The organism is Streptomyces niveiscabiei, assembly GCF_033794345.1.
Lineage (GTDB): Bacteria > Actinomycetota > Actinomycetes > Streptomycetales > Streptomycetaceae > Streptomyces > Streptomyces niveiscabiei.
The window spans coordinates 75,288-88,341 of the sequence record NZ_JARAYJ010000023.1 but is presented as its reverse complement, the minus strand read 5'-3'; the positions used below and the strand labels follow the sequence as shown (position 1 = coordinate 88,341).

The following is a 13,054-nucleotide window of genomic DNA, read 5'->3' as shown; positions in this document are numbered from 1 at the left end:
CGGGGGCGGCGCCCGCCCTTGTTGCCCTTGGCCTCGGCGGCCCGCAGTCCGTCGTAGGTCAGCTCGCGCTGGAGGTCGCGCTGGAGTTCGCCGGCGGCGGCGAGGGTCTGCACCATGAACTTCACGGTGGACAGCAGTTCCCCGGTGCGGGGATGACGGGCGGTGAGGTCCATCGCGAAGAACGCGCCGTCGTGGATGCGCAGGGCGAGGCGGTCGCGGTGGAGGACGTCGAGCACGTCGAGGATGTGTCCGGTGCCGCGCGCCAGGCGGAACATCTCGGAGATGTGCAACGTGTCGCCCGGCCGCGCGTAGACGAGCAGTTCGCCGAACTTCGGACGTTCCAGCGGGTGGAGGCGGCTGGAGGTGCCGGCCTGTTCCTCGAAGACGACCGGGTCCTCGATCCCGGCCTCGGTGAGGACGAGGTTCTGCCGGGCGGTGGACTGCTGGTCGGTCGACACCCGTTTGTAGACAAGGTTGGCCATGCCGCTCCCCGCTCTCGGCGGTCGCATTCGACCCTAGCCGTCAGCAAACCCTGTCATCAGCCGCCATCGGATCTGATCGGATCGGCGCCGCTGTCGGGCCCCGAAAAGTCCAGGTTCATTGGACGCCCGCCGCGCCTGTCGTCATTCGTTCGTTTGACGACACCTTCTCAGGTGAAGGCAATGGCCGCTCCAGTCGAGATCGAGAGTTTCGCAGCGTGGAGGAGTTGCAGGCATACATAGGACTCGACGCCGTAGCGCCGCCACCCCTCAGTGGCCGGCTTCTCGGCATCGGCGGCCTCGAAGACCTCTTCGGAGTGCGGATCGAGGTCTTCTGGAAGACCGAGGGCTTCAGCGAGTCGACGGGCTTCCTCCAGCAGACGCACCGAAGACCCCAGGTAGCCGCCCGGTGCCTTTTTGTCCACGATGACCTGGGCGAAGTCGACGGGGACGTAGTAGCCCTCGCAGTCCGAATGATGGACCAGATGGTCGAACGGTCCAGGAGGATCACTCGGGAGAGCCTCGTACACCTCACTCAGGAGCGGGTCGTCAGTCGCCCGCTGGCTGCCGTCCAACGGCTCGGGCAGGTGCCCGTCCGCTGCAAGGTGGACAGCGAGACGGCGGACGGTGTGCAGGCCCGAGTAACCCCACGCCTCGAACTCCGCGCCCTCCTCCTCATCGAGGTCGGGCTCAGCCCACGGTCGCGCTCCCGCGCGCTCCAGTAGCTCGCCAATCGCGACGAAGTCAGCGCGGACCATCTCGGTGTAGTCGTCGTCCTCGGCGTCGACGAGGACCCCGACCACTATGTTCAATCCCATGGCCCGATCTTGCCATCGGCAATCCGGCGACCATTCGTTGCCCTGCCGCTGAGGTCACGCTGCCCGGCTGTAGCCGTCGGCCTCCGGCCGACCGTCTCCGCGCAGCGGGCTGAAGTCGACGTCCAGGTGCGGGTCGTACGCCTCCGGTTCAAGGCCGAGTTCGTGGGTGGAGCATTCGCCGAAGCGGCGGACGTGCTCGGTCAGGTACGGCGAGATGTGTGCCAAGTCCTCGGGGTCGACGACGTGGCCCTCCTCCTGGAGCTGGCGCACGATCTCGGCGATGTCCAGGGCATTGTGGAAGATCACCGCGTTCGTGAGCAGCGCGTTGAACTTCGCAGTCTTCTCCTGCTCGACGGGGTCGTTGTCGGTGATGACACCGCCGTTGCCGAAGCCAATCCACTGGGAGAAGCCGTTGAACGCCTCGACCTTGTTCGTCACGGCCGTGACCCGCCGGCGCAGTGGGGCGTCCGAGAGGTAGCGCAGCAGCTGGACGGTGCGGATGACGCGGCCGACCTCGCGGAAGGCGGTGTAGGTGGCGTTCTTGCGCGAGCCTGCGCGCAGGCGCCGCAGCAGCAGGGTGGAGGAGCTGGCGCCCTCGCGTACAGAGACGGCCACCCGCATCAGGTGCCGGAACTGTGACTCGATCAGGTCGAAGTCGATGACGTTGCGTCCCGGCTCCCCGAACAGGGCGTCGATGTGGACGTACTCGGCCTGCTTCGTGGGCCGGTAGAAGGTCAGGTCCTTCCAGTTCCTGATCCTGGTCATGAGGTCGAAGCTCAGCAGGTGGGCGAGCGCGAAGACCGGGAACGACTGGCCCTGGGTGTCCGCGTGCACAATGGTCGGCTTCACCTCGGACGTGTTCTTCAGCAGGCCCTCGATGATGTAGACGGCCTCCCACACACCGCACGGGATGAAGTGCGTGAACAGCGCGATGTACGTGTCGGAGATGTGGTGGTAGGCGATGCCGCCCGGCTTGCCGTAGCGCACGGACGTCTCGGACAGCAGGTTGTTGAGGTAGGTGTCCATGTGGGTGCCATCCGCCGCGACCGCGGAGCCGTCGCCCCACTCCTGCGAGATGTCCAGGCGGGCGTGCGCGTTGACCAGGTCGGCGATCGCCTCGTTCAGCGTCGGGATGGAGAAGTGCCGGTTCGCGCCCAGCGACAGCTCGTGCCCCGAGACGCCGGGGATGTGGCGGGCGGCCTCGTAGGGGCCCATGTTGGTGCTCTTGACGAAGGCGGTGATGACGTACCGGCCGAAGGGGTCCTTCAGCTTCGGCTCGTTGCCGGAGGCCGGGCCGAAGCGGCGCCACCACTCCACCCAGTACGCCGTGCGGGAGATGATCCCGAGCAGGGAGCGCTCCGGCATCCGCGCCTTGAGCTCCTGCTCCAGGGCCTTCGCCGAGGCCCGCTGGCCCTCGGAGCGGTGGGCCTTGAGGGAGGGGATGCCGGTCTCCGGGTCGATGACCAGGCCCTCGTTGTCCGGGTACCCGGCGTCCGCCGCGGTGAGCTTGTCCTCCAGCTGCCGGCGGAACGTCACCGCGTCGTACGGCGCCGGGTCGCCGGGCTCGGCGAGGCCGACCTCCACCAGGTAGTCGCCCAACTTCGCCTCGACGTCCTCCCACGGCAGGAGCTGCTCGCTCCAGTCGGCATACTCCTCGGAGCCGGCCACCGCGACGTCACCAGTACGCAGCTCCTCGGCGAGCGCGGCGAACACCATGGCCTCGAAGTGCTTGCGCACGAAGGCGCCCGGCCGGTTCTTGTCGCGGACGGCCTTCTGCCAGTTCAGCGTGGCGAACGCGATGTCGACCGGGCGGCCGTCCTCGTGCCGCTCAGGGATGTAGTCGCGCAGGTTCTTGTGGCGGCGGGCGTGCGCGAGCGCGTCCAGGACGCGGTTGTCCTCGGAGGTCGCCCGCAGCTCCAGGCGGCTGGTCAGGTCGTACATCGTGGAGCGGTCCTTGAGCAGGTGCCCGTACAGCAACACCTCCCAGTAGTTGCCGTGGTGGGCGGCGACCTTCTCGATCTGCTCGTACTGCCCCTCGAACCCGCCGAAGTCGTCCACCGCAGCCGCAGGCACTCCCAGGGCGCCGGCCTGCACCCGCAGGGCCTTCGCCATCGTGTGCAGGTCGGGTGCGAGTCCGTCGCCGAGCCGGGCCGCGACGGCATCAGGCGCGGCGTCCTGATCGAGTTCCCCGACCGCCGTCAGGATCTCGGCGGTCAGCTCGGCCGCGTTCTCCCGGGCTGCCTGGACGGGAGAGTCGGCGTCGATGTGCTGGAGCACCGTGCGGTAGTTTCCGATCAGCGCCTCGACGATGGCCTGCTGCTCGCGGATCTGCTCCAGCTCCGCCTTGGCCCGCTTGACCTGCAATGCGATCCGCTTGCAGAACATCGTGGGCAGGTCGTCCCGGGCCCGCATCCGCGCTTTGTGGACCAGGCACACCAGCAGCGCGATCCGCTTCACCAGGTTGTAGTCCCGCATCCCCGGCGCGTCCGCGGCGTCGGCTTCCCCGGTGAAGTCCGTGATCTTTCCCGAGGCGACGGCGGACAGCCACACGCCGGTCTCGCCCAGCTCGTCCACCCACCCAAGGTGCTCGGCCTGGACACGGAAGTGCGACCACGTCGGAGCCTTGGCCGACTGCTTCAGCCTGTTGTACTTCGTGGTGCCGGAGGTGTCCTTCTCCGACAGCAGGGCCAGCAGCCGCTCGCGGTGGGCTTCGCTGAGCTGGTCGTAGATGCCCATGCAGATCGCGGCATTCACCTCGGTGCGGACTTTTGCCGCGAGCGCGTCCAGGGTGGTGAAGCCCGGCAGCTCCAGCCCGGCCTCGACGACCTTCTCCAGGGCGATGTTGATCAGATCGGCCGGCCGATTCTTCGAGACGGTCTCGCTCCGCATCACCGCTTCGGCGATGTTGCGGGCCCTCGCCTTGTCGTACGACAAACCCGTCCGCTGGCGAACGGCGGTCCGCTGCCGCTCCGCCGTACGGTTCGCGGCCTTCGGAACCGTGCCCTCCGGCAGGTCCACCGCGCGGCGCACGAAGTCGACCACGGTCTCCGGGATCTCATCCAGCTTCGGGAAGCACCCCATCCGCTGGTACGACTTCAGCGCGAGCATCTGGGCCAGAAGGTGCTCGTCGCAGTCGGTGCGGGCCGCAGTCCACTCGACCTCGTCAAGGCTCGGCGTGAAGAATAGGTGCAGCTCATGCGCGGTGATCAGCCGCTTGAACCGCGGATACGCGGTCCTCTCGATCGAGGTCACAACCCACCCCGCCCCAGACGAAACCCAACATCACCACCAACGACACTGGGCCGAACGGGTGACGGGGTAAGGCGCTCAACAGCTCAAGATCATCCCGAGGCGGGTTTCTGGCGTATCTGGGTCACGCCCCTCGTACGGCAGGAGGTCCGGAGGATCGCGCCCGGACCCCCGCACCGCGGCCTCAGGCCGCCGGAACCCCTTCCCGCTCCCGCCACCACGACGCCCCCACCGCCAGCAGCGCTCCGCCGGCCGCGTAGGCGCCCAGCACCCACACCGCCCCGGCCGTCGCGTGCCCCGCGAAGTACACCGTGTTGCGGACCAGCGTCGTCCCCGCCCCCGGCGGCAGCGCCTGGCCGATCGCGCTCCAGAACGACGGCAGCAGCGGCGCCGGATACACCCCGCCCGAGCTCGGGTTGCCGAGCACGACGAAGAGGAGGATCACCAGACCGGTCCCGATGAGCCCGAGCAGCGTCTGGAGGGCCAGCGCGGTCGTCGCCGAGGCCAGCACGATCAGCGTCCCGATCCCGGTCAGCGCCCAGAAGTGGCCGCCGAGCGCGTCGAACCCGGGACCGACGATCGCCGCCCCGGCGAGCCCCGACACCAGCGCGTACAGGACGAGAACGCCGAGCCGGATCAGCGTGCGGGACCGGTTCGCGGGCCGGGAACCCGCGGCCATGCCCATGATGGTCGCGGTCAGATAGCCGCCGATGACCCAGCCGACGACGAGATAGAAGGACGTCATCCCGCGCCCGTCACCGGAGTTGGGCGGCCGGATGTCGGTGATGGTGATCTGCCGCTGCTGCGCCGCCTCGATCTTCTGCGCGATCTGTGCCGCGGTCTGCGAGACCGAGGGCCCGCCCGCCGACGCGACGAGCAGCGTGTCCCGCGTGCCGGTCGCGTCGAAGAGGAACGCGGCGTCGGTGTCCCGGGTGAGGACCCGCTGCCGGGCCGAGCCGGCGTCCGCGACGGCCTCGGCCTTCACGGGATCGCCGTCCAGCGCGTCGAGCTGGGCGACGATCTTCGCGGACACCTGCTGCGGCGCGGCGACCGCGACGGGGATGCGGTGGGGGGTGGGGGAGTGGAACGCGCCGACGTACGACACGATGAAGGCGAGCTGGACCACCAGCCCGCCCAGCACCAGACCGAACGCGCGCAGCGTCACGGCGTCCTTGAACTCGGCCGCGAAACCACGGGAGCCGGCAGGGGACGGAGTGGGGGGAATGCCCTGGGATGGGCCGTTGTCCGTGTTCACCGGCGAATGATCGCACGCGACCGCGAACGGCCCACTCCCTGGAACCGTAGGAGATCTCCTTGAGATACGGCCCCGCCGAGAAGCGGGCGGTGAGCACGGAGTGGATCGGGTCCTCGCGGAGACCATGGCGACGTAAAGGGTTCGTGACCCAGCGGATGACGCGAAACTCCCGGCGTCCCGCCGTCAGCTATCGTGGGCCGACCCGCGCAGGCGACCCACGCGGGCTGAGGAGGCAGGACGTGAGCGACACCGCGACGACCCTCGCCGAGAAGATCGAGGCCCTCTTCCGCGTCGTGCGGCGGCCCGACCGCGAGCGGTTCAGTCACGAAGAGGTCGCCCGGGCCTGCCGGGAGGCCACCGGCGAGACCTTCTCCGCCACCTACCTGTGGCAGTTGAGGACGGGCCGCCGCGACAACCCGACGAAACGGCACCTCGAAGCGCTGGCCCGGTTCTTCGACGTCCCCGTGGCCTACTTCTTCGACGACGACCAGGGCGCCGCCATCGCGCGGGAGCTGGAGCTGCTCGGCGCGTTGCGGGACGCGAAGGTGCGCAGTGTCGCGCTGCGGGCGGTGAACCTCTCGCCGGAGGGCGTGGACACGATCAGCGACATGATCGACGTACTCGCCCGCCGCGAGAGCCGCACCGAAGACTGACCCGGGGGACGACGTGCGCGGCGACAGACGCCTGTGGCAACGGTGCCCGGTGGACAGCGGGGCCGGTACGGCGATCCTCCTCGACGCCCCGGCCGGCGCGACCGCCACCCTCCGGGCCTTGGACCCCCTGCGGTCCGCGCCGTACGCAGAACTCCCCGAGATCGCCCTCGCCCCCCACCGGCCGTCCGGCGGAACCCCGCGTACCCGGCGCCCGCCGCCGGACTGGAGACCGTCGAGGCCGAGGCGGCCTGCGCCTTCACGGACTCCCGCCTCCTCGACGGGGCACGCACGCTGACGCCGTCGAGTCCTCGCTGACCACCCGCCGATCCGGTGCCACGCCGTCTCCGGTGTCGGGCCGAGCACAGAAGTGGAGCACCGCATGACCCTTCCCGACGAGGAGTGGCTCGTCCGGCCCATGCCGCCGGTCGACGAGGCGGCGGTCACGGCGCTGCTGGCCGAACGGTTCGGTGTCCAGGGGGACTTGCGGGACCTCGGCAGCCAGCAGGACCGCAACTACCGGGTCGGCGCGTACGTCCTGAAGATCGCGAACCCGGCGACGGCGGTCGGCGCGCTGCGCGCCCAGTGCGCGGTGATCGAGCGGCTGGCGGAGCAACTGCCCGACGTACGGCTGCCCCGGGCGCGTGCCGGGGCCGACGGGGACGTCGTCCAGTGGCTGCCGGCGGGGGAGGAGCGCCTCGCCTGCCGGCTCCTCGCGTACGTCCCCGGCGAACCCGTCATGGACAGCCGCTATTTCGCCCCGCCGGTCGTCGCCCGGCTCGGTGAACTGGCCGGGCGCGTCGTCGCGGCGCTGGCCACCGCCGGGCCGGTCGAGCCGGAGTCGGGACGCCTGTGGGACCTCAGGTACGCCGCCGAGGTGATCGAGGCGCTGGCCCCGCGCATGGCCGACCAGGAACGCGCCGCACGGGTCCTCGCCGCCGCGCGGGCCGCCTGGGCCGCGGTCGAGCCGTACGCCGGGAGCCTGCCGGTGCAGGTGATCCACGGCGACCTCACGGACAACAACGTCGTCTGCGACACGGGGGCGGACGGCCGCCCGATGCCGGTCGGGGTCATCGACTTCGGTGACCTGGGGCCCGGTTGGGCGGTGTCGGAGCTCGCGGTCACCTGTACGTCGGTGCTGCACCACCACGGCGCGGGTCCGGCGTCGGTCCTGCCCGCCGTGGACGCCTTCCGCGCGCAACGGCCCCTGTCCGAGGCCGAGTTGGCTGTGCTGTGGCCGCTCGTGGTGCTGCGGGCCGGGGTGCTGGTGGTCAGCGGACAGTACGACGCTTCGCTGGACCCGGGGAACGCGTACGCGTCGGCTGCGCTCGAACGGGAGTGGGCGATGTTCGAGGCGGCGGTGTCGGTGCCGGTGGAGGTGATGACAGCCCTGTTGGCCGGGGGTACGGCAGCCGGCGCCGTGTGCGGGCACCGGCTGCTGCCGGGGCTGCCGGACGACGCCCGGACCCTCGACCTCTCCGTGCACAGCGACGACCTCCACAGCGGACGCTGGCGCGAACCCGGCATCGAGGCGGGGCTCGCCGAGGGGTACGCGGCGGCGGTGACCCGGCACGGGGAGTTCCGGTTGACGCGGGCGGGCGGGGACACGTGCGCGCTCGGTGTCGAGGTGTACGTGGAAGGGGAGTTGGAGGTGCGGGCGCCCTGGCCGGGCACGGTCACGCGCACGGCGGACGGCGTCAGGCTCACCGGCGACGGTCCCGCCCTCTTCCTGGACGGCGTCGACCGCGTACCGGGCCAGGTCGAAGCCGGAGACCTCCTCGGCACCGCCTCCCGCCACCTCCACGTCCAGCTCTGCACCCTCCCCGAAGACGCCCTCCCCGAAGGCGCCCACCCCGAAGATGCCCTCCCCGAAGGCACCCACCCCGACAGCCCTCGCCCGCCCCGCTTCGCCCCCGCCGAACTGGCCTCCGCCTGGCTGACGTTGTGCCCCGACCCCACCCCCCTCCTCCTCACCACCACCCCCCACCCCGGCCCACCCGAGACTCCCCTCCTGGCCCGCCGCACCCGAGCCTTCGCCCCCGTCCAGGAGCACTACTACGCGGCCCCGCCCCGCATCGAACGCGGCTGGCGCCACCACCTCTTCGACACCGAGGCCCGCCCCTACCTGGACATGCTCAACAACGTCACCATTCTGGGCCACGGCCACCCCGCCCTCGGCGACGCGGTCCACAAGCAGTGGCGCAAGCTCAACACCAACTCCCGCTTCCACTACGCCTCGGTCGTCGAACTCTCCGAACGCCTCACGGAGTTGCTCCCCGAGGGCCTCGACACCGTGTTCCTCGTGAACAGCGGCTCCGAAGCGGTCGACCTGGCCCTGAGGCTCGCCTGGGCGGCGACCGGCCGACAGGACACCGTCGCCGTCGAAGAGGCCTACCACGGCTGGACGTTCGCGAGCGACGCCGTCTCCACCTCGGTCGCCGACAACCCCAACGCCCTGGCCTCCCGCCCGGATTGGGTCCACACGGTCGCCGCCCCCAACTCCTACCGGGGCCTGCACCGGGGCGAGGACGCCCACCGGTACGCCCCACAGGCCGCCGCGCGCATCGCCGCCGTCCGCCCCGGCGCGTTCATCTGCGAACCCTTCTACGGCAACGCGGGCGGCATGCCCCTGCCCGACGGCTACCTGAAGCAGGTCTACGAGGCGGTCCGCAAGGCCGGCGGCCTCTGCATCGCCGACGAGGTCCAGGTCGGCTACGGCCGGCTCGGCACCCACTTCTGGGGGTTCGAACAGCAGGGCGTCGTACCGGACATCGTCACGGTCGCGAAGGCGATGGGCAACGGGCACCCTCTCGGCGCGGTCGTCACGCGCCGGGAGATCGCCGACGCCTACCGCACGCAGGGCTACTTCTTCTCCTCGGCGGGCGGCAGCCCCGTCAGCTCGGTCGTCGGCCTCGCGGTGCTGGACGCGCTGCGGGACGAGGGCCTCCAGGCCAACGCCCTCGACGTCGGCGGGCACTTGAAGGAGCGCCTGCGGCAACTCGCCGGCCGGCACGAGCTGATCGGCGCCGTCCACGGCTCCGGCCTCTACCTCGGCGTGGAGTTCGTCCGCGACCGCACGACCCTGGAGCCGGCCACCGAGGAGACCGCCGCGATCTGCGAACGCCTCCGCGAACTCGGCGTGATCATGCAGCCGACGTCGGACCGGCAGTGCGTCCTGAAGATCAAACCGCCGCTCTGCCTGACCCGGGACGACGCGGACGTGTTCGTCGAGGCGCTGGACGACGTCCTCACGCACGGCTGGTGAGGTGCGTCACCGGGGACTGAAAATTTCGGTGATCCGGCGCCGGTGGCGACCGCACAGCGCCGCCGGTACGGTCGTCGAAGATCACCGGGACCGTCGGACAGGAAGTCTGGACAGCACATGCGCAACCGCGAACTCGGCCGCACCGGCCCGACCGTGTCGGAGATCGGCTACGGCGCCTGGGGGCTGGGCCAGGGCGCCTGGGTCGGTGCCGACGACGACTCCGGCGTCCGCGCCCTGCACCGCGCGCTCGACCTGGGCGTCACCTTCATCGACACGGCCAGGGCGTACGAGCGCAGCGAACGCGTCGTCGGACGCGCGCTGCGCGAGCGCCCCGGCGACACCGTGTTCGTGGCGACCAAGGCCGGTCCGAAGGTGCCGGTGTCCCTCGCGGCCAGCGGACTCGACCCCATGGAGACCTTCCCCGGCGCCCACCTGCGCGGCAGCCTGGAGACGAGCCTGCGCGAACTCGGCCGCGACCACGTCGACCTGCTCCAGCTCCACACCTGGGAGGACGAGTGGACCGGCCGGGGCGACCTCCTGGAGACGGTCGCCGACCTCAAACAAGAGGGAAAGATCCGGTACTTCGGCATCTCCGTCAAGGACCACCAGCCCGAGAACGTGCTGAGCGTCCTGCGCACCGGCGTCCTCGACACCGTCCAGGTCATCTACAACATCTTCGAACAGGCCCCGGCGGACGCCCTGTTGCCCGCCTGCGAGGAACACGGCGTCGGCGTCATCGTGCGGGTCGCCCTCGACGAGGGCGCGCTCACCGGCACGGTCCGGCCCGGCGTCGCCTTCCCCGAGGGCGACTGGCGCAACTGGTACTTCCGCGACGACCGCCCGGTACAGGTCGCGAGCCGAGTGGACGCGCTCGTCGCCGAATTGGGGATCGAGCCCGCCGAACTCCCCTCCGTCGCCCTGCGGTTCGCGCTCGCCGGACAGGCCGTCTCCACGGTTATCGTCGGGATGCGGTCACTGGCCAACGTCGAACGCAACGCGGCGCTCTCCGACGAACCGCCGCTGACCGCCGAGCAGTTGGCGATCCTCGCCAAGCACCGATGGGAGAAGAACTTCTACAGCTGACGTCACCACCTGAGACGGCCGTCCTCGACCCTGCCCCGGTCGCGCATCCCGTCCGCGAGGAAGTCGAAGTAGGCGGCGAGCGAGGCGTGGACACCGAACCTGTTCAGGTCGCCGTCGCTCCACTCGCCCACCTCGCCGGTCGCGGTGTCGAGGAACAGGCCGTACAGCCAGTCCGTCTCGACGGCGAAGGGCACCCAGTCCGGATACCAGGCCAGGACCGCCGGATCCGGGTCCGGGGACGGCTCCATGGCCGCGTACCCGGAACGCGTCCGGTAGACCTGCACGATCTGGTCCACCGACAGGAGATGCCAGCCCGACGGCAGGAAGTGCCCGTCCGGCTCCGCGAGATGGCCGTCGGCCATGCGGACGCCGTCGTTGGCCAGCAGCCACGTCCACAGCTCCTGCGGGAAGCCGACGCCGAGGGACTCCTCGGCGTCGGTGATCTCCTTCGGCCGGGCGGGGGCGCACAGGGAGGCCGCGTTGCTCGGGGCGTGCAGGCCGAGCCACTCGGTGACACGGGCCCAGGCCCGCCGGACGTTCTCGGCTTCGCGGTTCATCGGAGGGCTCCGGCGGGTTCGGGGCGGTGGACGCCGCGTGGGCGGTAGCCGAGGGTGTCGGCGCGGCCGGTCAGGTCGGCCAGGTACCAGATGATGGACAGCCACATCTCCGTACCCTGCAAGCCGGGTTCACCGGACGCGAAGGCCAGGCCCCGGCCGTCCTGCCAGCGGGGGAGGAGCGCGGCGAGCTGCCGGTCCGCCCAGGCACGGACGTCCGCCGAACGGTAGCCGTCCAGTTGGCGTCCGCACAGCCACAGCGGGTGCGCGACGTCCAGGACGTTGCACGCGTTGTCCCGGCCGGGGCCGAAGTGGCGGGGGTCGCGGGAGTGGTCGAGCACCGCGTCCACGACCCGCTCCGGGTGCGGGACCGGGAGGCCGAACTGGGCGAACGAGCCCCGGGTGAGGCGGTAGTACCCGTTCACGACCTGGAGGCGCCCGGCCCCGGAGGACGGGGTGCCCCACATGCCGGTCCACGGGTCGGCGCGCGTGAGAAGCCAGCCGAACAGGGCCTCCAGGGCGCCGGGTTGTGCGCCGGCCCCTTGGCGTATCGTCCAGTGTGCGGCCGTCGCCCACGCGTCGATCCACGCCCCGGCGCCCCACGCGCCGTCCCGCCACGGCAACCCGTCGAGCCGCGCGGTGAGCTGACCGGCCGTCATGTCCCGGACGCCGCGCACCGGTTGAGGGAAGGCGGAGCCCAGCAGGTCGAGCGCGTACCCCACGGACAGCACGTGGTACAGCGCGGAACCGTCCCCGATGAACCCGTCCCCCTCGGGCACCGGCACCGCCTCACCGAACTCCGGCACGAGCCCGGTTCGCGGGTCCTGCGCACCGGCGAGCCGCTTCACGTGCTCCTCGGCCGTCAACTGCTCCGGTACGGAACCGAGCAGCAGATCCGCGATCTCGACGGCGTCGCAGTGCGCGCGCAGCGTGGGCGCGGCCCCGGGCCGGTCGACGTACCGGTCGCCGTCCCAGCAACGGCCGAGGACGTCGGCGGCCTGGGCGCGGACGGTCTCGGCGAAACGGGCGAGGGGGTCGGCGTGCACGAGCCCGGGCGCGTCAGTCCTCGGCGCACCCGCCTGTGTGGCATCCGCCGGATCCGAAGCTGCCTGCACGACCTCCTTCGCAGCCGCCCCCGGCTTCGTCTCCCGCCGGTCCCGCAATGGCCGTGCCGGGTTCCCCGCCGCCATCGTCCACGCCGGCAGATCCTTCGTCACCACCGCCCCGGCCCCGACCACGCAGTGGTCCCCGATGGACACCCCGTCCAGCACGACCACGTGCGACCCGATCCACACGTCGTCCCCGACGGTGATCCCCCGGCTGGTCAGCGGCTGCCGGTACACCGGCCGGTCGGGCGCCATGGAGTGGTTGAACCCGAGCAGCGACGTATGCGCCCCGATCCGCACCCCGTTCCCGAGGACGACCGTCCCCCGCACCGTCGCGAACGGGTTCACCGTGCAGTCGGTCCCGGTCGTCAACTCCCCGGTGACATAGGCGTGCGCGGCGATGTACGAGTCGTCCCCGAGCCGCAGCCGGTCGGGGAACACGGCTGCCGAGCCGGCGACGTAACACCGCTCGCCGACCATGGTGTCCCCGCCGATGCCGGACTGCCGCTCCCGCTGGACGGCCCGCTCCTCGTCGCCGGCCTCGTCGGGGAACAGCCAGGGGCAGTGGTCGAAACGCCGTTCTTGATCCACGGGA

8 protein-coding genes and 1 pseudogene are annotated in these 13,054 nt (G+C 71.1%); 3 read left to right on the top strand and 6 right to left on the bottom strand.

Going from position 1 to position 13,054, the window contains the following annotated elements; translation table 11 throughout:
* Positions 1 to 80: 80 nt before the first annotated feature.
* The 4 genes and pseudogenes from PV682_RS27960 to PV682_RS27945 all read right to left on the bottom strand — a co-directional run.
* Positions 81 to 482 (bottom strand): annotated as a pseudogene (locus PV682_RS27960) (recombinase family protein); the annotation flags it as partial.
* 167 nt (positions 483 to 649) lie between these two features.
* Positions 650 to 1,297 carry a hypothetical protein gene (locus PV682_RS27955; protein ID WP_319734567.1) on the bottom strand — a complete coding sequence of 216 codons (648 nt, stop codon included), beginning with the start codon at positions 1,295 to 1,297 and terminating at the stop codon, positions 650 to 652.
* Positions 1,298 to 1,351: 54 nt separating this feature from the next.
* Positions 1,352 to 4,549 carry a Tn3 family transposase gene (locus PV682_RS27950; RefSeq protein ID WP_319734566.1) on the bottom strand — a complete coding sequence of 1,066 codons (3,198 nt, stop codon included), beginning with the start codon at positions 4,547 to 4,549 and terminating at the stop codon, positions 1,352 to 1,354.
* Between the two features lie 181 nt (positions 4,550 to 4,730).
* Entirely contained in the window at positions 4,731 to 5,801 is a 1,071-nt protein-coding gene (locus PV682_RS27945; RefSeq protein WP_319734565.1) for a DUF3533 domain-containing protein, read from the bottom strand.
* Between the two features lie 239 nt (positions 5,802 to 6,040).
* Here PV682_RS27945 and PV682_RS27940 point away from each other — a divergent pair, with 239 nt between their 5' ends.
* From PV682_RS27940 to PV682_RS27930, 3 genes are all read left to right on the top strand, one after another.
* Positions 6,041 to 6,454 carry a helix-turn-helix domain-containing protein gene (locus PV682_RS27940; RefSeq protein ID WP_319734564.1) on the top strand — a complete coding sequence of 138 codons (414 nt, stop codon included), beginning with the start codon at positions 6,041 to 6,043 and terminating at the stop codon, positions 6,452 to 6,454.
* 379 nt (positions 6,455 to 6,833) lie between these two features.
* Positions 6,834 to 9,716: an aminotransferase gene (locus tag PV682_RS27935; protein WP_319734563.1), complete on the top strand. Its 2,883-nt coding sequence runs from the start codon at positions 6,834 to 6,836 to the stop codon at positions 9,714 to 9,716.
* 117 nt (positions 9,717 to 9,833) lie between these two features.
* On the top strand, positions 9,834 to 10,799 hold the full coding sequence (locus PV682_RS27930) for an aldo/keto reductase (RefSeq protein WP_319734562.1): 966 nt from the start codon (positions 9,834 to 9,836) through the stop codon (positions 10,797 to 10,799).
* A gap of 2 nt (positions 10,800 to 10,801) precedes the next feature.
* Here PV682_RS27930 and PV682_RS27925 read toward each other — a convergent pair whose 3' ends face one another.
* A complete protein-coding gene (locus tag PV682_RS27925) occupies positions 10,802 to 11,356 on the bottom strand; it encodes an SMI1/KNR4 family protein (protein WP_319734561.1) in 555 nt (184 codons plus the stop codon).
* The gene (locus PV682_RS27920; RefSeq protein WP_319734560.1) at positions 11,353 to 13,050 is read right to left on the bottom strand and encodes an acyltransferase; all 1,698 of its coding nucleotides are present in this window, start codon (positions 13,048 to 13,050) and stop codon (positions 11,353 to 11,355) included. The genes PV682_RS27925 and PV682_RS27920 overlap by 4 nt, the downstream gene beginning before the upstream one ends.
* Positions 13,051 to 13,054 lie beyond the last annotated feature (4 nt).

Bases quoted from the DNA above. Each gene is read 5' to 3' on its own strand.
- PV682_RS27955 (WP_319734567.1), bottom strand. From the start codon at position 1,297: ATGGGATTGAACATAGTGGTCGGGGTCCTCGTCGACGCCGAGGACGAC.
- PV682_RS27935 (WP_319734563.1), top strand. From the start codon at position 6,834: ATGACCCTTCCCGACGAGGAGTGGCTCGTCCGGCCCATGCCGCCGGTC.
- PV682_RS27930 (WP_319734562.1), top strand. From the start codon at position 9,834: ATGCGCAACCGCGAACTCGGCCGCACCGGCCCGACCGTGTCGGAGATC.
- PV682_RS27925 (WP_319734561.1), bottom strand. From the start codon at position 11,356: ATGAACCGCGAAGCCGAGAACGTCCGGCGGGCCTGGGCCCGTGTCACC.